Source organism: Brevibacillus panacihumi (assembly GCF_003710985.1).
Classification (GTDB): Bacteria; Bacillota; Bacilli; order Brevibacillales; family Brevibacillaceae; genus Brevibacillus; species Brevibacillus panacihumi.
The window spans coordinates 30250-54541 of record NZ_RHHT01000072.1 but is presented as its reverse complement, the minus strand read 5'-3'; the positions used below and the strand labels follow the sequence as shown (position 1 = coordinate 54541).

Here is a 24292-nt window from a genome sequence, read left to right as displayed (position 1 = left end):
TTTTGCTTTTTTCTATAAGGATTATCTGCTACAATCGTAATCGGATAAAGCTTTTGCCAGTTCTTTGAAAAAGTATGGCACAAAAGAAAAAAGAGTATAACAGATATCGAAATGCAACTGATACAGCATGTTTCATAGCCGCTTTGGTACATACTGAAGCCAGTTGGAAGACATGCTAGATGGATGGAGGGGATGATTCCATGCAAAAGATTGCTGTACTGACCAGCGGTGGGGATGCGCCGGGCATGAATGCCGCAGTGCGGGCCGCTGTTCGCCGGGCTGCCTATCACAATGTGCAGATGCATGGGGTGTATCACGGGTATGAAGGCTTGATGAACGGCCATATTGAGGAGATGAGTCTCGGCTCGGTAGGCGACATTATCCATCGCGGCGGTACCATTCTCTATTCGGCGCGCAGCGAAGCCTTCAAGACAGAGGAAGGCCAGCAAAAAGCCGTCGAGCAATTACAAAACAAAGGCATCGAAGGTCTGATCGTAATCGGCGGAGATGGCTCGTTCCGCGGTGCGCAGAAATTGACGGAAAAGGGTATTCCCACGATCGGGGTACCTGGGACGATCGATAATGACATCCCATGCACGGATTTTACCATCGGATTCGATACCGCCCTCAACACCATCGTGGATGCGATTGATAAAATACGCGATACGGCAACCTCCCATGAGCGTACCTACATTATTGAGGTCATGGGACGAGACGCTGGAGACTTGGCTTTGTGGGCTGGGCTTGCAGCGGGAGCGGAGTCCATCATCATTCCGGAAGCAGAGCAGAACATGGATGACATCCTGGAACGGCTTCATGCGGGACAGCGGCGCGGGAAGAAGCACTCCATCATCATCGTGGCAGAAGGCGTCGGGAGCGCGACATCCTACGCGGAGGCGATCACCAAAGCTACGGGCTGGGAGACGCGAGTGACAGTTCTGGGCCACATCCAGCGCGGCGGTTCCCCTACCGCGATGGACCGCATGCTGGCAAGCCGTATGGGCGCAGCCGCAGTCGATCTGCTGCTGGAAGGCAAGCGGGATCGCATGGTCGGCATTCAGAACAACCAGATTGTAGACGTTGACTTCAAAGAAGCGCTGGCGAAAAAGCATCGCCTGGATTTATCCATTTACCAGTTGGCTAGAACACTGTCCATATAGGATTGTATGCAGGCAGGGAGCACAGAGGAGGCAGAAAGCATGTTGAGAAAGGCAAAAATCGTATGTACCATCGGACCGGCAAGCGAATCCGTAGAAACCCTGAAAAACCTTATTGAGGCGGGAATGAATGTAGCCCGGCTCAATTTTTCCCATGGCTCTCATGAAGAACACGCTGCGCGTATTGTAAATATCCGTGAGGCTTCCAGACAGACAGGCAAGTCTGTCGCGATCCTGCTCGATACCAAAGGACCCGAAATCCGTACAGGCTCCCTCGAAGTCGATGCGGTCGAATTGATCGAAGGAAACCGGATTGTATTGACGACCGAGGATGTGGCGGGGAATGCGGAGCGCGTCTCCATCACGTATCGGGAGCTGCCAGCTGATGTGACGGTGGGCGACACCATTTTGATCGATGACGGACTGATCGGTCTGACAGTCGAGGAAGTACGCCCTACCGAAATTGTCTGCTTGATTAAAAACGGCGGTACCTTGAAAAGCAAAAAAGGCGTCAACGTCCCAGGCGTCAGCATCAATCTGCCAGGGATCACGGAAAAGGACGCACAAGATATTGAATTCGGGATCAGGCAGGGCGTTGATTTCATCGCGGCCTCCTTCGTGCGCAAAGCAGCAGACATTCTGGAGATCCGGCAGATTTTGGAGCAGCATGGCGCATCGATTGATATTATCGCCAAAATCGAAAACCAGGAGGGCGTGGACAATGTCGACGAAATCCTGGTCGTATCAGATGGCATCATGGTGGCGCGCGGCGACCTGGGGGTAGAGATCCCTGCAGAGGAAGTGCCGCTCGTCCAGAAGCAGCTGATTAAAAAGTGCAACGAGCTGGCGAAACCGGTCATCACGGCGACCCAAATGCTGGATTCCATGCAGCGCAATCCTCGTCCGACGAGAGCGGAAGCAAGCGATGTAGCCAATGCGATCTTCGATGGCACAGACGCAATCATGCTGTCCGGAGAGACGGCAGCAGGCAAGTATCCGGTAGAATCCGTCGAGACGATGGATCGCATCGCATTGCGCGCTGAGCAGGAGCTCAATTATCGGGAAATCCTGCTCAAGCAAGTGACCATGAAGCATGTTACGATCACAGATGCGATCAGTCAGGCAGTCGCAAGCGCCGCGCTGGACCTGAACGCCGCTGCGATCATCACCGCAACAGAAAGCGGCCATACCGCGCGTATGGTCTCCAAGTTCCGTCCGAAGGCGCCGATTGTAGCTGTCACCCCGCATGCTGGCGTCATCCGCCGCCTGGCGCTCGTCAACGGCGTCTACCCGGTTCTGGGAGAGATTGCCCATACTACAGACGAGATGTTGGACAGGTCTGTCCAGGAGTCGTTGCAGAGCGGCTACGTCCGTCATGGGGATCTGGTTGTCATCACGGCAGGCGTGCCTGTACGTGAAGTGGGGACGACCAATCTGATGAAGATTCACGTGATTGGTGACATCGTCGCGAAAGGACAAGGCATCGGGCGCAAAGTCGTCTCCGGCAAGGTGGTCGTCGCCCGGTCCGCCCAGGAAGCGCTCGAAAAGACCGAGGAAGGCTCGATCCTGGTCACAATCGGCACGGATTCCGATATGATCGAGGCATTCCAGAAGGCAGCAGCCGTCATTACCGAGGAGGGGGGACTTACCTCGCATGCGGCGATAGTGGGACTCAATCTGAATGTTCCTGTCATCCTGGGAGTCCAAGCAGCCACCGATATACTGAAAGAAGGAACAGTCGTCACCGTCGATTCAGGTCGCGGACATATCTATTCGGGGCATGCCCGGGTTCTCTAGGTAAAAAGCATTATTTTTCATCCGGAGGAGAAGGAGGATGACATCGGGTCATCCTCTTTTTTTTGCTTTGCGAAGGCTGATTCGACAGGAGGCGCCATCATTTTCCAGGGTCCAACGAGGTATTTTAGCCGATGCTTTTAGATGAGCAATCTGGTAAAATCGTTCGGTAACTCTTCGCTTGTCCAAAAACGAAACTAGGTACAAAAGCCTGAATTCTTGTCAAGCACTTTTTTGGCTGATACACAACATATAGTATTGTCGAAAATTATTTCGCACTATATATGGGGAAAGCTATTGAGTTTTTCGGGGAAAAAGGGTTAACTAGAGTAGATAGATTTGAAGGAGGAACCGATATGCTAGCCACTGAGACGATTACCCCAACTCGTTTTCTAGGGGATGATTTTTTAGCGAAATACCCAGATTTTCCCTCGCATATGAGCCCGTTGGGACAATTTGTTTACTACCGTACTTATTCTCGCTTTATTCCGGAAAAGGGCAGAAGAGAGACTTGGAAGGAAACATGTCGTCGTTCGGTGGATTACAATATCAAGCTTGCTTATCAACACCTGAAGAAGATCGGATTGTATCCAGATATTCGCAAGCTAGAGGAAGAAGCGGAAGGACTGTTCGACAACATGTTCAATCTGCGCCAGTTCTTGTCTGGCCGCACACTGTGGGTAGGCGGAGCGGAGAATGGCGTCGCCGATCTGTATCCGTTGGCGAACTTCAACTGCTCATTTTTGAACATCAAATCGTGGGATGACCTCGGAGACCTGTTTTATTTGCTGTTGGTAGGAACAGGCGTCGGCTTCAAATGCACCAAGGAGATGGCTCGGGGGCTTGATCCGATCCGCACCAATGTCACCCTGCTTTCTTCCGAGTACAAGCCTTTGCCGAAGCATCAGCGCCTCGAGCGCTCCGAGCTGAATGTCCTGGACAACGGCTTTGCCAAGATTTATGTCGGGGACAGCAAGGAAGGCTGGGTAGAATCCTTGCGCCTGTATTTGCAAATCCTGACTGAAAAACAGTACGAGCACATCCATACCGTAAAGATTTCCTATAATAGCGTGCGTCCAAAAGGAGAGCGCTTGATGCGCTTTGGCGGCACTGCGAGCGGACATGAGCCGCTGCGTGAGATGTTTGAAGGCATCGACAAAGTGCTCAAAAACCAGATCGATCCGCATCTGGCCCCGATCGCATGCGACGAGAAGGGGTATGGCAAAGTCCGTCCGATACATATCCTGGACATCGGCAATCTGATCGGAGCCAACGTCGTAGTCGGCGGTGTTCGCCGGACTGCGGAGATCTTCCTGTTTGACCATGACGACTATGAGTGCATGATGGCGAAGTACGGAATCAACGGCTTCTGGACGGACGAGCAGATTGCTCACCACCGCCGCGTAGGAGAGTTGCTTGGAGATAACAAGCCGGTCTGGTTTGACAGCATTCAAAAGGTAGGCGATGGCCGTTTCGGTCTGGACCACCGCCGCATGTCCAACAACTCCATCGCTTTCATGAAGCAGCCGACTAGAGAGTTCCTGCATCTGGTGTTTACCCTGATGCAATTGGAGGGCGAGCCTGGCTTCGTCAATCTCGAAGAGGCCAACCGCCGACGTCCCAATGCTGAAGGCTTGAACCCTTGCGCAGAGATCCTGCTCGACTCTTACGGTGTCTGCAACCTGACGACCGTCAACCTGGTGGAATTCGTCAAGAAAAGCCCGGACGGCTCTCATTACCTGGATCTGGACGGCTTGCTTGAAGCACAGCGCAAATCCGCGCGTGCCGGACTGCGGATGACGCTGGTGACGCTGGAATTGCCGCACTGGGATACGGTGCAGCAGCGCGACCGTCTGCTTGGCACTTCGTTGACCGGTGTGAAGGATGCCCTCGCTACATTGGGCTATTCCGAAGCACAGGAGCTGGAGCTTTTGCGCATGCTGGGCGATGCGGCTCGCGACGAAGCTGACCGCTACGCATACGAGCTGCGCGTCAATTCTCCGCTGCTGGTAACGACTGTGAAGCCGGAAGGGACGCTTTCCCAGGTAGCCGGAGGGGTATCCAGCGGACTGCACTGGTCCCATTCGCCATACTACATCCGCCGCATTCGCATCAATGCGCAGGATCCGTTGGCTAAAGCGGTACAGGCTCTGGGCTGGACGATTAACCCAGAGGTCGGGACTCCAGGAGACACCTACGAGGAGCGGATGGCCAATGCGAGAACGCTGGTGATCGACTTCCCGGTAGCGTCCGGAGCCAAAGAAACGAAAAACGAGGTTAGCGCAAAACGCCAGTTTGATACCTATTTCCGCTTCCAGCAGGAGTATACGGAGCACAACTCTTCCAACACCATTACCGTGCGCAACGAAGAATGGGGCGAAGTCGAGGAAATCGTATACGCCAATTGGGATCAGTTTGTAGGAGTTTCCTTCCTGCAGCTGGATGGCGGAAACTATCAGCTCGCTCCGTACGAGGAATGCACCAAGGAGCAGTACGAGCAGTTGAAAGCTTCCATGAAGCCTTTCGATCCGGCGATCCTGCAGCAATACGAAAACGGCGGAGAGGCCGATCTGTCCACAGCAGAATCGTGCGAAGGCGGAGCTTGCCCGATTCGTTAAGAAATAGCAAGGTGTGACCATAAACCCAGTGCCATTAGGTACTGGGTTTACGTGTGTCGAGAATGTAGCTGTAGTGGAGAGAAGCATGTTTCCGATCTACGCTCCGGTCTGCGTCCTGCAAGGATGTGAAAGATGTCCCCTCCACTACAGTCCGTGGACCTGCAATTAAAAGGACACGGGTGATTGAGAATAGGACGCTATGGTAAAATGAAGATATAGAGAGAAAGGGGCGAATCAGATGAGTCCAATCATCCATACCCATACATTGCGCGCTCGATACGGAGAGACGGATCAGATGAGCGTCGTCTACCATGCCAATTACCTGAACTGGTTTGAAGTAGGGCGCACCGAACTGATTCGGGCAGCAGGGCTTACCTACCGACAGCTAGAAGAAAAGGGCATTCTGCTGCCATTGACGGATGCCAGTCTTTCCTTTAAAAAGCCCGCCAGATATGATGATGTTGTCGAGATTCGTACGCATGTGGACCTGATCAGCCCGCTGCGGCTTACATTTGCTTATGAGATCGTTCGGTTGCCGGACGAAGAATTGCTGGTCACAGGCAAAACCATGCACGTCTTCACTACGACCGACTTGAGACCGATCCGACTCTCCAAAACCGAGCCGGAGGTATACGCTTGGCTGGAAGCTCAGCATAAGGGAGAGCAACTCTAAGGAAAAGGAGGGGATGTCGATGATGTTTCGCATCCTCATCGTCCTGTTCATCGTGGTACCCGCTATTGAATTATGGGGATTGATTGCAGTAGGGAAGGTCATCGGGGGCTGGACTACCGTAGCGCTGGTTATTTTGACAGGTGTAGTGGGAGCATGGCTCGCCAAACAGCAGGGATTGCAGGTATTTCGGCTTGTACAGCTTCAGCTCTCCCGCGGTCAAATGCCGACGGAGACGCTGATCGACGGGTTTTTGGTCCTCGCGGGCGGTATCCTGCTGATGGCACCAGGCTTTGTTAGCGACGTCATCGGACTGATCCTGCTCATCCCCTATACGCGCATGATCGTGCGCCATCTGTTGAAGCTGTGGCTGTGGAGATTGGTATCCTCCGGCCGCATCCAGCTTTTCTTTCGCCGCTAATAGAAGGAAAAAACCGCTGGCCCACGCCTGAAATCAAGCGTTGGACCAGCGGTTTTTTTACATAAAACGGCCTATCTTGATGTACTGCCACACATCCGAAAAGACATCTGCTTTGATCAAGGCGTTGATCAGCACCAGTGCGACGGGTCCGATGATCAAGCCCAAGAATCCGAACAACTGCAGCCCGACGAACAATGCGACTAGCGTCAGCAGGGGATCGAGGCCCACGTTTTCTGCGACGACCTTTGGCTCAATCACCTGGCGGAAAATGAGGACGACCCCGTACAAAATCGACAACCCGATGACGAGACTGTAATTTCCCTTAAAGAACAGGTAGATGATCCACGGGATAAAAACAGTACCTGTCCCCAGGTAAGGCAAGAGGTCAACAAGCCCTGTGAGCAAGCCGATGGTTATTGCGTAGTCCACGCCCAGGACCAACAGACCGATAATGACGATAGCTGCCGTCAGCGAGATCAAGGTTAGCTGAGCTTTGATAAACCCGATCAAGGCCCCTTTCAGGTCGTTTATGACCTGATCGACACGGCTGTTTACGCCATTGGGCAGCAACCGGCGAAAACGGATCTTCCAAAGATAGAAGTCTTTGGAGATAAAGAAGGCCCCGATCAAGGAGATGACAGACACTGTCGCCATATTGGGCAGCGAGAGGAAGAAGTTCTTCAGTCCGTTGAGGAAGCGAATGATCAGATCCTGCCCGGTTTGGGTAATGGATGTGATGCCGCTCTGAACCGTACTGTCGATCTTATCCTTGGATTCCGGGTCCAAGTGGGCGTACATCCACTGAATCTGATCGAACAACCCCATCAGAAAGTCTTGCGAAATCGTGCGTTGCAAATAGGTTCCCAGCTCTGTTGCGAAGCCGGGCAGCATTTTTGACAGATCATTGATCTCGGAGACCGTCTGCGTGATGATCACCGTCGCTACCCCTGCCACGAGAAGCACCAGAACCAGCAAGGCGATAAGAACGGACAGCCAACGGGGAAAGCGAAACTTGGTACTCATAAAGGTAACGGGCCGATTAATCAGGAGGGCAATGATTAAGGCAATGAGAAATGGGTAAAGTAAGGGTGTTCCGAACGTAATAATCCAAAATGTTGCATAGACAAGCAAGCAAACCCATAAGAAACGAATGATCTGAAACAGGCGTTCCACCCAGTTTTCCCGATTCAAATGAGCTCTCCTCTCTGACCGAAATGTTGAAGTATGTACTTCTTTCTATTATGCAACATGCGGATAGGCCGAGCAAGATACGCAGAAAAACAAAACCAAGTTTCATCCTTTGAAACATTTTTTCGCTTACCTTATTCACAAAATCGCAATAATCTTTTATAATTGGGTCGAATTAAGGTGGATTCTTTACCCCGCCATGCGAAAGTGGAACGTTGCCATTTGGTCATCTTTTCCCTTGCCTAATGACACACATCCCAGAGGCAAGGATTTGCGTGGAATACATTCCCAGACAAGAGTGGTGGGTGAAAGAAACCGCTGCTTACAATTTCATAGAACTGTTTCAGGCTGTTTTACCGGTCATCGGGACAAGCGAGGCCTGAAGAGATCAACTACTCGAGTGGAAAAGGAGAGGGAATTCTATGACAGCTACCCGTGGACTGGAAGGCGTCGTTGCCGCACAATCTTCTATCTGTTCCATCGTTGATGGCGTTCTCTGCTACGGCGGGATCAACATCGACGAATTAGCGGAACACGCAACTTTTGAAGAGGTTGTCTACCTACTCTGGCATGGAGCGCTACCGAAGCGTGATCAGCTGGAAACGTTGAAAAAGCAATTGGGTGAAAACGCGGCTGTACCTGCTGAAGTACTGGACAGCATCCGCAACTATCCAAAAGGCGTTCACCCGATGGCCGCATTGCGCACAGCTGTCTCTTCGCTAGCTCTCTACGACCAAGAAGCGCAAGACATGACTCCTGAAGCCAACTATCGCAAGGCGATTCGCCTGATGGCGCAAACGCCTACTCTGATCGCGGCATTCGCTCGTCTGCGCAAAGGTCTGGAACCAGTCGCACCAAAAACGAATTACACCATCGCTGAGAATTTCCTCTACATGCTCAATGGGGAAGAGCCTACCGAGACAGCCGTCAAGGCGTTCAACGTAGCTTTGATCCTGCATGCAGACCATGAGTTCAACGCATCTACCTTCGCTGCCCGTGTAACCGTTGCCACGCTGACAGATATCTACTCCGGTATCGTATCTGCCATCGGCACGCTGAAAGGCCCTCTGCATGGAGGAGCCAACGAAGCGGTTGCCGCTATGCTGACTGAAATCGGTTCTATGGACAAAGTAGAAGGCTATGTACGCAACAAACTGGACAACAAAGAAAAAATCATGGGCTTCGGCCACCGCGTCTACAAAGATGGCGACCCGCGTGCAAAATGGCTCAAACAAATGTCCAAAGCGCTGACTGCACAAATCGGCCGTCCCGAGCTGTACGAGATGTCCGTAAAAATCGATGACATGGTGACAGGCGAAAAAGGCTTGAAGCCAAACGTCGACTTCTACTCCGCATCCGTCTACATCTCTCTGGGACTGGAAATCGATCTGTTTACACCTATTTTCGCGATCAGCCGTATGTCTGGTTGGACTGCGCACATCATGGAACAGTATGAAAATAATCGCCTGATCCGTCCACGTGCGGACTACATCGGTCCGGTCAACCAGCATTACGTGCCAATCGACCAACGCTAATTGATGCTATTCCGAGCGTGGTGACAGGTGTACAGCTTGTCTTTGCACCTGATGGCGAAAGCTTGAGAACTACCACAACCAAGTGGTAGTTCTCCTACGTCTGGAAATATTTCCATTTATACTTACCATTGGAGGGATTCACTTGTTTAAAAACCTGTCTCAACCAACTGCTGGTGAAAAAATTACCGTAGACAACGGGAAATTGGTAGTTCCAAACAATCCGATCATTCCTTTTATCGAGGGTGACGGTACTGGTCCTGACATCTGGAAAGCGTCTGTTCGCGTTCTCGATGCGGCTGTAGAAAAAGCGTACAAAGGCGAGAAAAAAATCGCTTGGTTCGAAGTATTCGCCGGCGAAAAATCCTTCAACCAATTCAATGAGTGGCTGCCAGAAGACACACTGACTGCCGTTCGTGAATACCTGATTGCGATCAAAGGTCCTCTGACTACACCTGTTGGCGGTGGGATCCGCTCCATCAACGTAGCGCTGCGCCAAGAGCTGGACCTGTATGCTTGCGTACGTCCTGTTCAATACTTCGATGGCGTGCCATCCCCTGTAAAACACCCAGAACTGACTGACATGGTAATCTTCCGTGAGAACACAGAAGACATCTACGCAGGTGTAGAGTGGGCAGAAGGCACTCCAGAAGTGAAAAAAGTGATCGACTTCCTGCAAAACGAAATGGGCGTAAAGAAAATCCGCTTCCCGGAAACATCCGGTATCGGGATCAAGCCTGTTTCCAAAGACGGTACAGAGCGTCTGGTTCGCGCGGCGATCAACTACGCGATCGACAACAACCGCAAATCCGTTACCCTGGTACACAAGGGCAACATCATGAAGTTCACCGAGGGTGCGTTCAAAAGCTGGGGCTATGCAGTGGCTGAAGCTGAATTCGGCGACAAAGTATTTACCTGGGCACAATACGATCGTATCAAGGCTGAAGGCGGCGACGCTGACAAAGCGCAAAAAGAAGCAGAAGCAGCAGGCAAAATCATCGTAAAAGACGTGATTGCTGACGCGTTCCTGCAACAAATCCTGACTCGTCCGGCTGAATACGATGTCGTTGCAACCCTCAACCTGAACGGCGACTACGTATCTGACGCACTGGCTGCCCAAGTAGGCGGTATCGGTATCGCTCCTGGAGCCAACATCAACTACCTGACTGGTCACGCGATTTTCGAAGCAACACATGGTACCGCTCCGAAATACGCAGGCCTCGACAAAGTAAACCCATCCTCCGTGATTCTTTCCGGAGAAATGATGCTCCGTCACCTTGGATGGAACGAGGCGGCTGATTTGATCATAAACTCCATGGAAAAAACCATTTCCGCGAAAACCGTTACTTACGATTTTGCACGTCTGATGGAAGGCGCAACCGAGCTGAAATGCTCCGAGTTCGCGGATGCTCTGATCAACAACATGTAAGATCCGTTTCAAACATAACGGTTCGATACTCAACCAATCTGGAGGGGATTGAAAATGGCATTCCAGCGCAAAAAGATCGCAGTCATCGGTAGTGGTTTTACAGGAGCAACAACTGCTTTCATCCTGGGTCAAAAAGAACTGGGTGACGTCGTACTGGTTGACATCCCACAATTGGAGAACCCAACGAAAGGGAAAGCCCTCGATATGATGGAGTCCTCGCCTGTACTGGGCTTTGATGCCAAGATTACAGGTACATCGGACTACGCGCAGATCAAGGACGCAGACCTGGTGATCATCACCGCAGGTATCGCCCGCAAGCCTGGCATGTCCCGCGACGATCTGGTCAACACCAACGCCGGCATCATGCGCTCTGTCGCTGAGCAGGTAAAAACCCATGCGCCTAACTCCATCGTAATCGTACTCTCCAACCCTGTTGATGCGATGACGTACACCTTCTACCAAACCTCCGGCTTCCCCAAAGAACGCGTAATCGGTCAATCCGGCGTTCTCGATACGGCTCGTTTCCGCACCTTTGTAGCGATGGAGCTGAACGTATCGGTGGAAGACGTAACAGGTTTCGTATTAGGTGGACACGGGGATGACATGGTTCCATTGGTGCGCTACTCCTATGCTGGCGGCATTCCATTGGAAAAACTGATCCCGCAAGAACGTCTGGATGCCATCGTAGAGCGTACCCGCAAAGGCGGAGGCGAGATTGTAGGCTTGCTGGGCAACGGTTCTGCTTACTATGCGCCGGCAGCTTCCCTGGTACAAATGGCGGAAGCGATCTTGAAAGACAAAAAGCGCATCTTGCCATCCATCGCTCTCTTGCAAGGCGAGTACGGCTACCAAGACCTTTACATGGGGGTACCAACCCTGCTCGGGGGCAATGGTATCGAGAAAATCTTCGAACTGGAACTGACTGCAGAAGAAAAAGCAGCCCTCGACAAATCTGCTGATTCTGTACGCAACGTCATTGCTGTATTGAAATAAGCAAAAGTACCAAACCTAAGGACGTCCTTCACGTGAGGGGCGTCCTTTTTACATCTTTACAAAAAAATTACTTGTCTTCCTCCCCCCCAATTGGCAGACTGGAGAGGAAACATTGGCATTCTAGGGGGAAAATACGAAAATGACAAAAATCTTGGTCGTGGATGACGAAGTGTCCATTGTGAAGCTGTTACAATTCAATTTGGAAAAATCAGGATACGAAGTGGTGACTGCTTTTGATGGAATGCAGGCGCTGGACATGGTGAAAAGTGAACAGCCGGATTTTATCATTCTCGATCTGATGCTGCCAAAGATGGATGGAATGGATGTATGCAAGACACTGCGACAAGAGAAAATTCTCACGCCAATTCTCATGCTGACGGCCAAAGATGACGAATTGGATAAAATAATCGGCTTGGAGCTGGGGGCGGATGACTACCTGACGAAGCCGTTCAGCCCGCGTGAGGTGATCGCCCGCGTGAAGGCGATCCTGCGCCGGATCCAGGTGACCCCTGAAGCAGCTCCATCTCCGGAGCATCTGGTGATCGCGATGGGAGAAATCCGCATCTATCCGGAAAAGTACGAGGTATATCGCCAAGACACCAAAGTGGAGCTGACACCGAAGGAATTCGAGCTGCTGCTTTACCTGGCCAATCACCAGGGGCGGGTCTTGACTCGCGACCAGTTGCTCAATGCTGTCTGGAATTACGATTTTATCGGCGATTCGCGTATTGTGGACGTCCACGTGAGCCATCTTCGGGAAAAGCTGGAAGACGATACGAAAAACCCACGCTATATCAAAACCGTACGCGGGCTTGGCTATAAATTGGAAGGGTAAACGGGAGGCCGGACATTGACTCGTTTTCGCATCAAACTCACCTTGACGATCCTCGGCTTGATTTCGTTGGTTTTGCTGTTGATGGGCCTCTATTTTGCCAAGGTATTGGAGAATGCCTATCTCCAGTCCCTGCACCAGCTCTTGTTACGGGAGTCGAGGCTGGTCGCACAGGTGGTGCGTTTTCCCGAAGTTTTCTCTCATGAGGGAAATCTGGCCGAGCAGGTGGAGCAGATCGCGCCTGCGGAAGAAGTACGGGTCACTGTCATCAATCGCGACGGCAGCGTGCTATACGACAACTACTCCCGGTTTCAAAAAATGGAGAATCATCTGGACCGACCGGAGTTCCAATCGGCCTTGGCGGGAGAGACGGGGATCTCGCGCCGCTACAGCGAGACGCTTGAAGAAGAGATGATCTATGTGGCAGTGCCAGTGCAGCAAGGAGACAAGACGATCGGAGCGGTGCGCTCCGCGATGTCCATCCGCGATATCACGGATACGGTGCACAACATGTGGTACAGCTTGTTTACGGGGCTGCTGGTGACGCTCATCATCGGCTCGCTGGTTGTTTCCCGCATATCCTTTTCGATTATTCGGCCGATTGAGGAGATTACCCGGGTAGCCGGGAACATCACACAGCGCCAGTTTGAAAGCAGAGTGCGCATCAAAGCCAAGGACGAGATCGGCCAGCTTGCGGGAGCAATCAACTTTATGGCTTCCAGCCTGGAGCAGCAAATGTACGAGATCTCGGAAAATCAGCAGCGCCTGTCCGGGGTGCTGAACAACATGACGAGCGGGGTTATTTTCATCTCGGAGCATCGCCGGATCATGCTCGTAAACCCAGCCGTTGAGAAAATGCTGGGGACCCCCGGGCATGATGTAGTGGGCAAGCTGCACATCGAGGCAGGAAAAAGCTTCGGGCTAAGCCAGTACATCGACCGTTGTCTGGACAAAAAGGAGAAGTTTCGCCAGGAGGTCCACATCTACTACCCGCATGAGCGCATCCTGGACGTCAACTTTGCTCCGTATATCAACTTCAAAGGGGAGTCCAAAGGGGTCGTGGTCGTGCTGCACGACATCACGGAGATCCGCCGCCTGGAGAAGATGCGCAGTGACTTCGTCGCCAACGTCTCCCATGAGTTGCGCACGCCGATTACCTCGATCAAGGGCTTTACGGAGACGCTGCTGGATGGAGCGATGCAGGATGAGGAAACATGCCGCAACTTTTTACAGATCATTTCCGATGAGAGCGAACGGCTCTACCGGATGATTCGCGACATTCTCGATCTGTCCAAGATCGAGCAGAAGCGGATTCCTCTGCAAATGGAGAGTGTCCATGTCCAGGAGGTGATTTCCTCGGCTGTGACCATCGTTCAGGAGTCCGCCCAACGCAAGCATCTGACCATTACCTGTCCGGACGAGACGCCCGAGATCTGGATGATGACCGATAAAGACTGCCTGCAGCAGATCATCCTCAATTTGCTGGCGAATGCGGTTGCGTACACGCCGGAGAACGGCAGGATTACGATCAAGACCGAGGTCACGCAGCAGCAGCTGAAATTGCAAGTAATCGATACGGGAATCGGCATACCGGAGAAGGATATTCCGCGGATCTTTGAGCGCTTTTACCGAGTGGACAAAGCACGAAGCCGCGACTCGGGAGGTACGGGCCTCGGTCTGGCCATCGTCAAGCACCTGATCGACAATTTGAACGGACAGATTTTTGTCGACAGCGTGGAAGGAAAAGGGACGACATTTACCATTCTTCTGCCAGGTGTCAAAAAATTTACGTAAAGAACACAATCCCTTCATGCTGGCTAGACAATTGCCATATACAGTGGTGATGAGATCCGTTTTGGAGGGGGAAACCGCATGACGCGTCATGCCTATGAAGAACAACTTGATGTGCTGCATCGCAAGCTGATGACGATGGGGACACTGGTAGAAGAAGCGATACACAAGTCCATTAAAAGCCTGGTAGAAAGAGATATCCCCTTGGCGGATGAAGTGGTAGCCAATGATCGGCTGATCAATGAGCTTGAACACGAGATTGAGGGCGGCTGCTTCCAATTGATTGCCTTGCAGCAGCCGGTCGGACATGATTTGCGCCGCTTGGGGACGATGCTCAAGCTGGTGACGGATCTGGAGCGGATGGGCGACCATGCCGTGTCGATCGCCAAGACCACACGCCGACTGATGAATGAGGCGTACATCAAGCCCTTGATCGACATTCCTTTGATGGGTGAACATGTCAAGCAGATGGTCCGCGACTCCCTGAACGCCTACATCGCCCGCGACAAGGAAGAGGCTGAGAAAATTGCGGCCCGCGATGACGTCGTCGACAAGCTGTACTCGACGATCTTCCGCGATCTGATTGCTCTCATGACAAGGAACAGCGATTCGATCTCGCAAGCCACTCATCTTTTGCTGGTAGCGCAATACCTGGAGCGGATCGCCGACCATGTGACCAATATTTGCGAGTGGATCATCTACATGAAGACTGGGAAAATGACCGACTTGAATCAGTAAATAAGCAAAGAAGGAAGCCGTTGGGTACGCCAGCGGCTTTTTTCTATCTTCGCAGGGGGAAGCCCACCAAGACAGCTGAACACTCGCAACAAGATATTTGATACGAGACAGACGCCCATCGCGGCATGCCTGCATAGGATAGAGCGTACAAGAAATGTTTGACGAAGCAGCAGGAGGGATCAGGATGACAGCAGCAGAACGCCATATCTACGCGGCGGGCAACACAGCCAGAGGGTATCGGACCTTGTACGAATCCGTGCTGGCGGACATGGACCGCGTCTACTTGCTGACAGGTGTCGTGGAGGGCATTACGTCCGCCTTGATTGAGAAGATGGGAAAAGAGCTGCAAACACGGACAGATCAGGTGGAATGGATTCATTCCCCTTTTATGAATGGACAGTTTGACGGAGTGGTACTGCCCAAACGCAGAGTCGCGATCATGGACCACAGCTATCCCCGCGTGTGGAGACCAAAGGGACCGGGTCTGACGGAGATCCATGTCAATTTGCAGACCGCACTAATCCCCGACCGTCTTGCCCCGCACAGGGAGCAGATCGCCCGATGGTATGAGGAGATTTTTCGCTACAACCAGCAGGCTTATGAGGCTTATGGGGAGGCGCTGCGCATCCACGACGAATGGGAGGGCATCTACATCGGCAGCCTGGATCGGGAGAAGGCGAATCAGATCACAGAAGAATTGAAGCAGCAATTTTTCGGGTCAGACAAATTGGGCAAGACATCCCGCTGCCGCCGCATGTACCTGGGGGCAGCGACTCCTGCAGGACCTGTTGACCACATCATGAAGCTTACCGATCATCTGGAGAAACGCTATTTTATCAAAGGGCGGCCAGGTTCTGGCAAGTCGACGATGCTGAAAAAACTGGTCAGCGAGGCGGAGAGAAAGGGATACGATGTCGAGGTGTACCATTGCGGTCTCGACCCGAACAGTCTGGATATGGTGATCTTTCCGGAAAAAAGCGTGGCGATCTTCGACAGCACAGCGCCGCACGAGTATTTTCCCAACAAGGAGACAGACGAGATCATCGATATGTACACCTTGGCCATTACACCGGGAACAGACGAACGCTACAGCGAAGAAATTGAGAAAATCAAGACTCGCTATACGAAAAAGGTAAAAGAAGCGACAGGTTATCTCGTAGAAGCGAAAAACAGACGTGAGCAACTGAATGCGGTCTACCTGGAAGCGGTCGATCAGACGCGGCTGCATGCAATAGGTCAGGAGATTACAAGTGTATTGATGAGCGATCATTGATCGTGACATATCGAATGAAACCCGTTCGACTGCTCATACTACAGGGGAAGGAGGTGAGCAGCCGGATGGGTTTTTCTTTGACTCTGGCGATGCTGCTGATAGCCGCTCCCTTGGACCCGACTGATCTATTTGAGGTAGAGCTGGAAGGCAAGACGGTCGCGGTATTGAATCGGGAGGATTATACGCTTCCATTTTCTGGTGTACCGCTGGTGGATGTCAATCACCTGGAATCCGTCATAGACGAACTGGACAAGCTCAGCTACCGGGAGCCGATCAACGCAACCATCTCCGACAGCGGCAGAATCGTGCCGGAGCAAAAGGGTCGCCGGCTGGATCGACAAGAATTCCTCTCGCAGGTATACCATTATTACTATGGTGCCGGAGCAAAAGGGCTCAAGATACCTTTTCGGGAGGTTCATCCAAAGGTAGATCAGGCTTTGCTCAAACAGGTGCAAAAAAAAACGATCGGAAGGTATATCACGTACTATAACAGCGGGAACAAGAACCGCTCGCATAATATCATGCTTGCCTCCAAGGCTATCCACAACTACGTTCTGCTTCCGGGAGAAATTTTTTCTTTCAATAAAGTAGTCGGCAAACGAACGCTGGCAAAAGGGTATTTGCAAGCTCCGGTCATTGTACGCGGCGAGCTTTCAGAAGGAATTGGCGGGGGGATTTGCCAGGTCTCCTCTACGCTGTTCAATGCGGTCGACAAGGCAGGACTGCACATTCTCCAACGCTACTCGCACAGCCGCCACGTCGCTTATGTCCCACCCGGCCGAGATGCAACCGTAAGCTGGGATGGTCCCGACTTTGTTTTCCAGAACAAATACGCCTATCCAGTCCTGATCAAGGCGAGGTCAGCTCACGGACAGATGTTTGTATCCATTCATTCCTTCCAGGAACTGGAATACGATCCGCGTGATGTCCCAAGCGTGCAGGACCAAGTACCAGAGGAAGAATCAGTAAATCCCTCCATTACGGATCAAACAGCACCCTGAACAGAGGATGTGCTGTTTTTTGTACTTTTCTACACTTTTGAAGAAAAGAAATAGTTGCCATCCAGCCAAAATAGGCGTATAGTGTTGGCTGTGATTCATTTCGCGTGCGAAATATTTGAGTAGAAAGGAGAGTCAAATGAACAGGCCTTTGCATATCCGCGACTTGCTCAAGCGCTTGAATAAAACGCTGGGCACCATGGCAACCAAAGAGTTGGCCAAATACGGTCTTACCGTCCCGCAACTGGTCGTGATCCGTCAGATCATTGAAGAACCGAAAACCATCGGCCATATCAGCAAGGCGGTTGACTTATCCTACAGTACAACTTCTGGGATCATTGATCGGCTTGAGAGGGAACAATTCGTGGCGAGAGTCCGGGACGAGAATGACCGTAGAGTCGTCTGGATATCGAAAACGGAGAAATTGCAAAATTTGTTTGCAGAAGTGGATCTTTTTACAGGGGAATTTTACAAACGTAGTTTTCAAGGCTTTTCGGATGATGAACTGAATAATATTATCCAATCATTGGAGACGTTGCTCGAGAAAATCGAAGAGAGAGAAAGCTGAGGAGAAAAAGATGAAGCGTAAACTGATATTGTACATCATTTTACTCCTACTCGTCGGAGGCGGCGGAGGGATCGGATACTATTACTGGTATCAAGGTGCGAATTATGTCACAACGCAGGATGCACGTGTATCCGGGGACATCTATCGGGTCATGCCCAAATTGACTGGGAAACTGACCAGCCTGGATGTCAAAGAGGGTGACACCGTTATCGCAGACCAGGCGATCGGACAACAGGACACCGCCAATTTGGCTGCCAATATGCTGGAAAACAGCGTCCTGCGGGCACCTATTACGGGAACCGTAATCAAAACCCAGGCGAAGGTCGGGGAGGTCGTCTCGACTGGTCAAACGGTTGCACTGGTTATCGATGAGAGCCAGTTGTACGTCTCGGCCAACCTGGAGGAAACGGAGATCGGACGCGTCAAATTGGGACAAAAAGTGGAGATCAAAGTGGATGCGTATCCTGGAAAGACCTTGATCGGTCACTTGTCCGAGATCGGCCAAGCGACGAACTCGATGTTTTCCTTGATGCCGGCAGTCAATACAAGCGGCAACTTTACAAAAGTAACCCAGCGCATCCCGATAAAAATCGCCCTGGATGATACGGCAGGAATTCAACTGTCGGCTGGTTTGAATGCAGAAATTAAAGTGCATGTGAAGGAGAGGTAAACAGGATGAAAAAAACAGCAAAAACACTCGGGCTCCTCATAGCGGCTGTATCGTTATTCGCTGCGGGCTGCAGCGAGTCATCCACCTCTTCGGCTGAGACCTACCTGGCAGTGAAAACTTGGAAAGTAGCCTCTGTTCAGACAGGTCTGACAGCGAACGGTAAGGTCGTGGCTGCGGAAGAGGTGCAGGTGGTCTCCAAAGTATCGGGGAAGGTGGCTACCGTTCCCGTACAGGAAGGTTCTGTAGTAAAACAGGGAGATACACTGGTCACGCTTGAAGCGAACGATTTTCAGGAACAGATTAACCAGGCGCAGGCGGCGATTGCGGGAGCGGAAGCCAGACTGCGCGATACCAAGGCTGGCGCGCGCACCCAGCAGCTTCAACAACTGGCAAGTACCGTGGAGCAGGCACAAGCTACATTAAAAGTGGCAGAAAACAACTATGCGCGGATGAAGGCTCTCTTTGATTCTGGTGCCTTGTCCCAGGCAGAGCTGGAACGCGTCACCCTCGATACGGAAAAAGCGCGCACAGGTCTCGAGCAGGCCCAAGCGGCGTACGATTTGGCGAAGGCAGGTCCGACCGCTGATTCCGTAGCCGCACTGGAAGCAGAGGTTGCCCGCTTGAAATCAAGCCTGGATATGGCGAAAAACGGGTATGACAATACCATTATCCACGCACCGATCTCTGGGATTGTCGCGAAGAAAAACGTGAATCCGGGCGAGATGGCCGGAGCGGGAGCGCCACTCCTGGTTCTGGTGAAAATGGACCAGGTGAAGGTAGAGGCAAGCGTGCCGCAAGCCATGATCAACGATGTGAAAGTCGGCAGTACCGTCGACGTGAAAGTGGCGGGAATGGCAGACAAGGTGTGGAGCGGAGAGGTAGAATTTGTCTCCCCTGTATCCGATGCCAACAGCAGCTCTTTCCCGATCAAGGTAAGGCTGGATAATCAGGATGGCCTGCTGCGCGCCGGGATGGTAGCAGAAGTATACCTGCAAGGGGAAGCGCAAAAGGGAACGAAAGTGCCTGCTTCCGCTGTCGTGGAAAAGGACAACAAGAAGTACATCTACACGGTAGATCAAGGGGTGGTCCACCAGGTAGAGGTATCTGTGAGCGAATCCGGAGCAGACTGGTCCGTGGTCGCATCAGGAGTAAAAGAAAACGATCAGATCGTAATTAATCCGACTGATGATTTAACAGATGGCAGCAAGGTGAGCGCAAACTAGCGGGGGTGAGAAATATGGCAGAAGCGGTAGCACAGCAGGAGGAAAAAAGCGGAAGCGGCGGCATGTGGCTGTCTCTTCTCGCTATTCTCTCCGGCACCTTCGTAGCGATCCTGAACAACAGTTTGATTAACGTCGCCCTCCCGTCGATGGTCAACATCTTCGGGTCGACGACAGACACAATGCAATGGGTATTGACGGGATACATGCTGGCCAACGCGGTCATGATTCCGATGAGCGGTTCCTTGTCCGCGAAGTTCGGCTCCAAGCGTATCTTTATTCTCTCACTGGCTTCCTTTACCTTATCCTCGGTTTTATGCGCCTTGGCGTGGAGCGATACTTCATTGATCGCGTTTCGCGTCATTCAGGGCGTCAGCGGCGGCATGATCATGCCCATTGGGATGTCCATGATCTACATGATCGTGCCCCGGGAAAAAATCGGGATGGCCCTTGGTATTTTCGGGATTGCTTCCATGACGGCACCTGCTTTGGGACCTACGCTTGGCGGATACCTGATTGAGTTTTTAAGCTGGCAGTTCCTTTTTTTGGTAGGCGTGCCGTTCGGGATCTTCGCTGTCTTGATGAGCAGCATTCTCTTGAAGGAGACGCCGAAAAAGCCGGAACTATCGTTTGATTATCTGGGAGCTTTTCTTGCAGTCGTAGGGTTTGGCTCTCTCCTGCTTGCTTTCAGTAAAGGGCAAGCGGAGGGCTGGGATTCCTTTTTTATCGTCAGCCTGTTCTTTGTGGCAATCATGAGCCTGGCCCTGTTTGTCTGGGTGGAGCTCGGGAAAGAACAGCCTCTCCTGGATCTTCGCTTGTTGAAAATCCCTGTCTTCTCCCTCAGTATTTTGACATCAGGATTTGTCATGATGGGGATGATGGGCGGGATCTTCCTGATGCCGATCTTTTTGCAGAACGTCCAGGGCTTGACCGCCATGGAATCGGGGATTCTGCTGATGCCGCAATCCATTGCGATGGCCATCATGATGCCGATCAGCGGCAAGCTGATGGACAAATACGGCATCGGCCCGATCGGCTTGGTTGGTCTGGTGACGATGAGCGTCACTACGTTTGAATTGCACAATCTGGCTGCCGACAGCATGCATGAATGGATTGATATGATCTTGACCATCCGGGGGATCGGAATCGGTCTTTGCATGATGACGCTGTCTACTGTAGGGATGAATGCCGTCCCGCGCCAGAATGTAGGGGATGCATCACCGCTCTCCAACGTTTTGCGCCAGGTGATGAGCTCGTTTGCCATCGCGCTTTTGACCGTATGCATGCAGACCCGACAAACGTTCCATATGTCCTCCATCGCTGACAACTTGAACAGTGATATGGCGACACAGCTGTTGACCGGTCTTGGCGGCATGTACGCGCAAGCTGGGGTGGATACGGCTTACGGGACAGCAGGGGCGAGCAGTATCCTGTACGGAATGATGGCAAAAGAAGCCTTGGTTCGGGGGATTGGAGACACTTTCCTGATCTCGGCGATCCCGATCGTCATCTCCATTCCATTCCTGTATTTCCTGCACAAAAAACCAAAGCCGCCAGCCAAAGAAGCGACGGAAAAACAAAAGACAGCAGCCTGATGCGGTTGCTGTCTTTTGTCATGTACCCTGTTCAAGAAGAGAGCAGCTTTGTGATCCAGTAAATGATTCGTCCCACGATGTACCCGAGAAAAATCACCCAGCCGATCTTGGCCCAGACACTGAGCCCTTTGATATATTCACGTAAGCTTTTGCGTTGTCTCGGTTGCCGATGCTGGTTCACCGGGGCTCACTCCTTTCGCGGATGGTTGGTTGAAGCGGATGAACAGATAAATGCCTCCGAGAATGATCAACCCGCCAATCCATTGCGGCAGGGTTACCGTTTCCCCAAGGATGATATAAGCGAGAATGGCGGTCCCGACAGGTTCGCCAAGGATCCCCATGGAGATCGTCGTCGTATTCATCCATTTGATCACCCAGTTGAGCAAGGAATGTCCGAGAAGGGTCGGAAACAATGCGAGGCAGAAAAACCAGCCCCAATTCTCGGCTGAATAGCCGACCAACGGGTATCCCAGCGCCAGATCATAGCCGATCAACAGCAGGCTGGTAACGGAGTATACGACAAGGGTATATGAGAAGGACGAAAGATGCTGGCGAATAAACTGTCCCACCAGCCAGTAGCCAGTGACGGTGACAGCCCCGAGCAAGGCGAGTATGTCTCCCAGCAGAGCCATTCCGCCAATCTGGAAATCACCCCAGGCGATGACGAAGCTGCCAATGATGGCAGCGATCCCACCCAGCAGGGCAAGCGGGCGAATTCGCTCCTGGAAGAAGAAATACCCTCCAACAAAAGCAAAAAGCGGCTGCAGGGTCACGAGCACCGTAGAGCTTGCCACAGATGTGTAGTTGAGAGATTCGAACCAAAGCAGGAAGTGGCTGGCCAAAAAAGCGCCAGACAGGATGCACAATCCCCAAGCCTTCTTGGACATCCGGCCGATTTCCTTCCAGGCGCCGCGATTCCAATACAGCAACGGGAGAGTAAGAACGACTGAAAAAACCAGCCGATACGTGGCGATGATCGGCGCAGGAGCATCCGAGAGTTTGACAAAGATAGCGGAAGTGGAGATGGCAAGAACAGCAAAAATAAGGACGAGATAAGGCGATATTACAGGCTTGTCCGAGGTTTGTTGCACAAAAAGCACCTTCTTACAAAGGAATCTGGATCGTCTCTATTGTATCTCTCGAGGGTGCAATTCACAATGTTAATGCTTTTACCCCCGGCTGAGAGGTTTTCTCTTCAACTGGAAATCCTACAAGCATGCGAAACAGAATGCTTGTAATCATTATGGCGACGCTGTTGGTGCTTGTGAATTACCCGAGCCGAACTTCGGCACTCCCGTTCACCCCCATACAAATACTCATAGACGTCGGACACGGAGGTGTGGATTCAGGTACGACATACGGATCCCTGTATGAGAAGGACATCAATCTCCAGGTTGCGCAAGAATTGTACCGCCAATTGACGGAAGCCGGCTTCAACACCGCACTGAATCGCAACGAAGATATTGCGCTAAGCGATGACAACCGTTGGCAGAAAATCCGCTCCCGTCATCTGCGTGATCTCGCCCAGCGAAGAAATCTCGCTCAAGTGATCGATCCTCAGATGATGCTCAGCCTGCATGTCAACTGGTCAGCGGATTCCAAACGACGCGGGCCGTTGGTATTGTACCAGACCAACGAGCAAAGCTACATGCTTGCCCAGCTGCTGCAAAACTCGCTGAATCGCTATGCGGGTACAAAGCACAAGCCGGTAAAAGGAAAGACGTATTACATGCTTCGCCACAACTATTGTCCGTCTGTAATCATCGAGATGGGATTCATCAGCAATGCCCAGGATCGTGCTGAAATGACCAGCCCCGCGGGGCAAAAAAAGATCGCTCAGGCCATTCGAGAGGCCGTGAGCGAATACGTAACCCTGACGGGAGAGATGACGGTTGAGCAGAAAGTGGAGGAAAGCTTATGGCAGGACTTAGTTGACCGCCTGGAAAATCATTTTTGAGATTGTGACGAATTCAGCCTCCTTCTGGATCCGCGGGATGTACTGCCGCAGAATGGAGGCTGTCTTCTTGCCAGCCGGCCCGACATGGCCGATGACGATACAGCGTCGCTCTTTGTCAAGGCGATGGCAGGTTATTTCCAGCTGCTTGGTGATGTGTTCAGTGGTCAAGGAATCATCGAGAAACATTTGATTCTCCGTGTAGGGAACGCCGATTTCCTTCGCTATTTTGCCTGCTACACTGCGATAGTTGGTCTTGCTGTCCAGAAAATAAAGTCCTCGCTCCTTCAGAACGCCCATGACGATCCGCATGACGCGCTCGTCGGCTGTCGCCTTGGAACCCATATGGTTGTTCATGCCGATTGCGTGAGGGACCTCGTCTATCGCCTTGCGGAGCCGATCGCGGATCTCTTCATCAGACAAATCGGTTGTGATGGCCCCTGGTCCCAGCCACGAAGCCCGTCCCTTGAGGGGCTCCATCGGCATGTGCACGATGACGTCATGCCCGTTTTTATAGGCTAGCTCAGCATCCTTTTTCGTGCTGGGCAAGAAAGGCATGACCGCAATCGTCATCGGAACGGGCATGGAGAGCATTTCCTCCGTGCCTTTCATGTTGTTGCCGAAATCATCGATCACAAATGCAACCTGCTTGGGTTTGGCTGGAAGCGGCGCGGGGGAGACCTCGGGTATGGCTGCTGTCGCATGAATGCCGCTTGTACATGTGATAAAGACCCATGCGAGCACATGCGGAAGGAATTTTTTCATATGCATAGGATCGCCTGCCTTGTCATTTTCCTTTAGTTTGTTCAAGCCTGGTTCTGTTTACCCATTCGCCCTTACAGGCTTGGCTT

At 52.0% G+C, this 24292-nt stretch carries 22 protein-coding genes; 18 read left to right on the top strand and 4 right to left on the bottom strand.

The features are described from left to right. Positions 1-200: 200 nt before the first annotated feature. The 5 genes from pfkA (at position 201) to EDM58_RS23655 (ending at position 6660) form a co-directional block, all read left to right on the top strand. Positions 201-1160 (top strand): 6-phosphofructokinase, encoded by a 960-nt coding sequence (pfkA, locus tag EDM58_RS23675; protein ID WP_122915521.1) that lies wholly within the window; start codon positions 201-203, stop codon positions 1158-1160. Between the two features lie 39 nt (positions 1161-1199). Further along, the gene (gene pyk / locus EDM58_RS23670; RefSeq protein ID WP_122915509.1) at positions 1200-2954 is read left to right on the top strand and encodes a pyruvate kinase; all 1755 of its coding nucleotides are present in this window, start codon (positions 1200-1202) and stop codon (positions 2952-2954) included. Positions 2955-3307: 353 nt separating this feature from the next. Beyond that, on the top strand, positions 3308-5569 hold the full coding sequence (gene nrdJ, locus EDM58_RS23665; RefSeq protein ID WP_122915508.1) for a ribonucleoside-triphosphate reductase, adenosylcobalamin-dependent: 2262 nt from the start codon (positions 3308-3310) through the stop codon (positions 5567-5569). Positions 5570-5807: 238 nt separating this feature from the next. Continuing rightward, complete coding sequence (locus tag EDM58_RS23660) at positions 5808-6242, top strand: acyl-CoA thioesterase (protein ID WP_122915507.1); 435 nt, start codon at positions 5808-5810, stop codon at positions 6240-6242. A gap of 22 nt (positions 6243-6264) precedes the next feature. Then, positions 6265-6660 carry an FxsA family protein gene (locus EDM58_RS23655; RefSeq protein WP_122915520.1) on the top strand — a complete coding sequence of 132 codons (396 nt, stop codon included), beginning with the start codon at positions 6265-6267 and terminating at the stop codon, positions 6658-6660. 57 nt (positions 6661-6717) lie between these two features. On the opposite strand, the gene ytvI is transcribed toward EDM58_RS23655, so the two are convergent. Then, positions 6718-7851, bottom strand: a complete 1134-nt coding sequence (gene ytvI, locus EDM58_RS23650; protein WP_122915506.1) for a sporulation integral membrane protein YtvI — start codon at positions 7849-7851, stop codon at positions 6718-6720. 419 nt (positions 7852-8270) lie between these two features. Between ytvI and citZ the strand changes: the two genes are divergently transcribed. The 12 genes from citZ (at position 8271) to EDM58_RS23590 (ending at position 21487) form a co-directional block, all read left to right on the top strand. Then, entirely contained in the window at positions 8271-9383 is a 1113-nt protein-coding gene (citZ, locus tag EDM58_RS23645) for a citrate synthase (protein ID WP_122915505.1), read from the top strand. A 142-nt stretch (positions 9384-9525) separates the two neighbouring features. After that, the gene (gene icd / locus EDM58_RS23640) at positions 9526-10809 is read left to right on the top strand and encodes an NADP-dependent isocitrate dehydrogenase (protein ID WP_023555842.1); all 1284 of its coding nucleotides are present in this window, start codon (positions 9526-9528) and stop codon (positions 10807-10809) included. A gap of 54 nt (positions 10810-10863) precedes the next feature. Then, positions 10864-11802, top strand: coding sequence for a malate dehydrogenase (gene mdh, locus EDM58_RS23635; RefSeq protein ID WP_023555841.1), 939 nt, complete (start codon positions 10864-10866; stop codon positions 11800-11802). 139 nt (positions 11803-11941) lie between these two features. After that, a complete protein-coding gene (locus EDM58_RS23630; RefSeq protein WP_023555840.1) occupies positions 11942-12637 on the top strand; it encodes a response regulator transcription factor in 696 nt (231 codons plus the stop codon). Between the two features lie 15 nt (positions 12638-12652). Continuing rightward, complete coding sequence (gene pnpS / locus EDM58_RS23625) at positions 12653-14428, top strand: two-component system histidine kinase PnpS (RefSeq protein ID WP_122915504.1); 1776 nt, start codon at positions 12653-12655, stop codon at positions 14426-14428. 78 nt (positions 14429-14506) lie between these two features. Beyond that, positions 14507-15163: a phosphate signaling complex protein PhoU gene (gene phoU, locus EDM58_RS23620; RefSeq protein WP_122915503.1), complete on the top strand. Its 657-nt coding sequence runs from the start codon at positions 14507-14509 to the stop codon at positions 15161-15163. A gap of 184 nt (positions 15164-15347) precedes the next feature. Then, a complete protein-coding gene (locus tag EDM58_RS23615) occupies positions 15348-16436 on the top strand; it encodes a PRK06851 family protein (RefSeq protein ID WP_122915502.1) in 1089 nt (362 codons plus the stop codon). Positions 16437-16501: 65 nt separating this feature from the next. Beyond that, positions 16502-17437, top strand: coding sequence for a VanW family protein (locus tag EDM58_RS23610; protein ID WP_122915501.1), 936 nt, complete (start codon positions 16502-16504; stop codon positions 17435-17437). A gap of 136 nt (positions 17438-17573) precedes the next feature. Continuing rightward, positions 17574-18002 carry a MarR family winged helix-turn-helix transcriptional regulator gene (locus tag EDM58_RS23605; protein ID WP_122915500.1) on the top strand — a complete coding sequence of 143 codons (429 nt, stop codon included), beginning with the start codon at positions 17574-17576 and terminating at the stop codon, positions 18000-18002. 10 nt (positions 18003-18012) lie between these two features. Continuing rightward, positions 18013-18672 carry an HlyD family secretion protein gene (locus EDM58_RS23600; RefSeq protein WP_122915499.1) on the top strand — a complete coding sequence of 220 codons (660 nt, stop codon included), beginning with the start codon at positions 18013-18015 and terminating at the stop codon, positions 18670-18672. A 5-nt stretch (positions 18673-18677) separates the two neighbouring features. Further along, the gene (locus tag EDM58_RS23595) at positions 18678-19895 is read left to right on the top strand and encodes an efflux RND transporter periplasmic adaptor subunit (RefSeq protein WP_122915498.1); all 1218 of its coding nucleotides are present in this window, start codon (positions 18678-18680) and stop codon (positions 19893-19895) included. Positions 19896-19909: 14 nt separating this feature from the next. Then, positions 19910-21487, top strand: coding sequence for a DHA2 family efflux MFS transporter permease subunit (locus EDM58_RS23590; RefSeq protein ID WP_122915497.1), 1578 nt, complete (start codon positions 19910-19912; stop codon positions 21485-21487). Positions 21488-21518: 31 nt separating this feature from the next. Here EDM58_RS23590 and EDM58_RS25935 read toward each other — a convergent pair whose 3' ends face one another. Together EDM58_RS25935 and EDM58_RS23585 are read right to left on the bottom strand one after the other, a co-directional pair. Next, entirely contained in the window at positions 21519-21668 is a 150-nt protein-coding gene (locus EDM58_RS25935; protein WP_183187609.1) for a hypothetical protein, read from the bottom strand. After that, positions 21625-22578: a DMT family transporter gene (locus EDM58_RS23585; RefSeq protein ID WP_122915496.1), complete on the bottom strand. Its 954-nt coding sequence runs from the start codon at positions 22576-22578 to the stop codon at positions 21625-21627. Before EDM58_RS23585 ends, EDM58_RS25935 begins: the two co-directional genes overlap by 44 nt. 125 nt (positions 22579-22703) lie before the next feature. Here EDM58_RS23585 and EDM58_RS23580 point away from each other — a divergent pair, with 125 nt between their 5' ends. Continuing rightward, complete coding sequence (locus EDM58_RS23580) at positions 22704-23444, top strand: N-acetylmuramoyl-L-alanine amidase family protein (RefSeq protein WP_122915495.1); 741 nt, start codon at positions 22704-22706, stop codon at positions 23442-23444. Here the strand turns inward: EDM58_RS23580 and EDM58_RS23575 are convergent. Further along, positions 23415-24212, bottom strand: coding sequence for a divergent polysaccharide deacetylase family protein (locus EDM58_RS23575; RefSeq protein ID WP_122915494.1), 798 nt, complete (start codon positions 24210-24212; stop codon positions 23415-23417). The genes EDM58_RS23580 and EDM58_RS23575 overlap by 30 nt on opposite strands. Positions 24213-24292 lie beyond the last annotated feature (80 nt).

Excerpts from the sequence above, each read along its gene's own strand:
- pfkA (WP_122915521.1), top strand. The coding sequence starts at position 201 with ATGCAAAAGATTGCTGTACTGACCAGCGGTGGGGATGCGCCGGGCATG.
- pyk (WP_122915509.1), top strand. The coding sequence starts at position 1,200 with ATGTTGAGAAAGGCAAAAATCGTATGTACCATCGGACCGGCAAGCGAA.
- nrdJ (WP_122915508.1), top strand. The coding sequence starts at position 3,308 with ATGCTAGCCACTGAGACGATTACCCCAACTCGTTTTCTAGGGGATGAT.
- EDM58_RS23660 (WP_122915507.1), top strand. The coding sequence starts at position 5,808 with ATGAGTCCAATCATCCATACCCATACATTGCGCGCTCGATACGGAGAG.
- EDM58_RS23655 (WP_122915520.1), top strand. The coding sequence starts at position 6,265 with ATGTTTCGCATCCTCATCGTCCTGTTCATCGTGGTACCCGCTATTGAA.
- citZ (WP_122915505.1), top strand. The coding sequence starts at position 8,271 with ATGACAGCTACCCGTGGACTGGAAGGCGTCGTTGCCGCACAATCTTCT.
- mdh (WP_023555841.1), top strand. The coding sequence starts at position 10,864 with ATGGCATTCCAGCGCAAAAAGATCGCAGTCATCGGTAGTGGTTTTACA.
- EDM58_RS23630 (WP_023555840.1), top strand. The coding sequence starts at position 11,942 with ATGACAAAAATCTTGGTCGTGGATGACGAAGTGTCCATTGTGAAGCTG.
- phoU (WP_122915503.1), top strand. The coding sequence starts at position 14,507 with ATGACGCGTCATGCCTATGAAGAACAACTTGATGTGCTGCATCGCAAG.
- EDM58_RS23615 (WP_122915502.1), top strand. The coding sequence starts at position 15,348 with ATGACAGCAGCAGAACGCCATATCTACGCGGCGGGCAACACAGCCAGA.
- EDM58_RS23610 (WP_122915501.1), top strand. The coding sequence starts at position 16,502 with ATGGGTTTTTCTTTGACTCTGGCGATGCTGCTGATAGCCGCTCCCTTG.
- EDM58_RS23605 (WP_122915500.1), top strand. The coding sequence starts at position 17,574 with ATGAACAGGCCTTTGCATATCCGCGACTTGCTCAAGCGCTTGAATAAA.
- EDM58_RS23600 (WP_122915499.1), top strand. The coding sequence starts at position 18,013 with ATGAAGCGTAAACTGATATTGTACATCATTTTACTCCTACTCGTCGGA.
- EDM58_RS23595 (WP_122915498.1), top strand. The coding sequence starts at position 18,678 with ATGAAAAAAACAGCAAAAACACTCGGGCTCCTCATAGCGGCTGTATCG.
- EDM58_RS23590 (WP_122915497.1), top strand. The coding sequence starts at position 19,910 with ATGGCAGAAGCGGTAGCACAGCAGGAGGAAAAAAGCGGAAGCGGCGGC.
- EDM58_RS23580 (WP_122915495.1), top strand. The coding sequence starts at position 22,704 with ATGCGAAACAGAATGCTTGTAATCATTATGGCGACGCTGTTGGTGCTT.
- EDM58_RS23575 (WP_122915494.1), bottom strand. The coding sequence starts at position 24,212 with ATGCATATGAAAAAATTCCTTCCGCATGTGCTCGCATGGGTCTTTATC.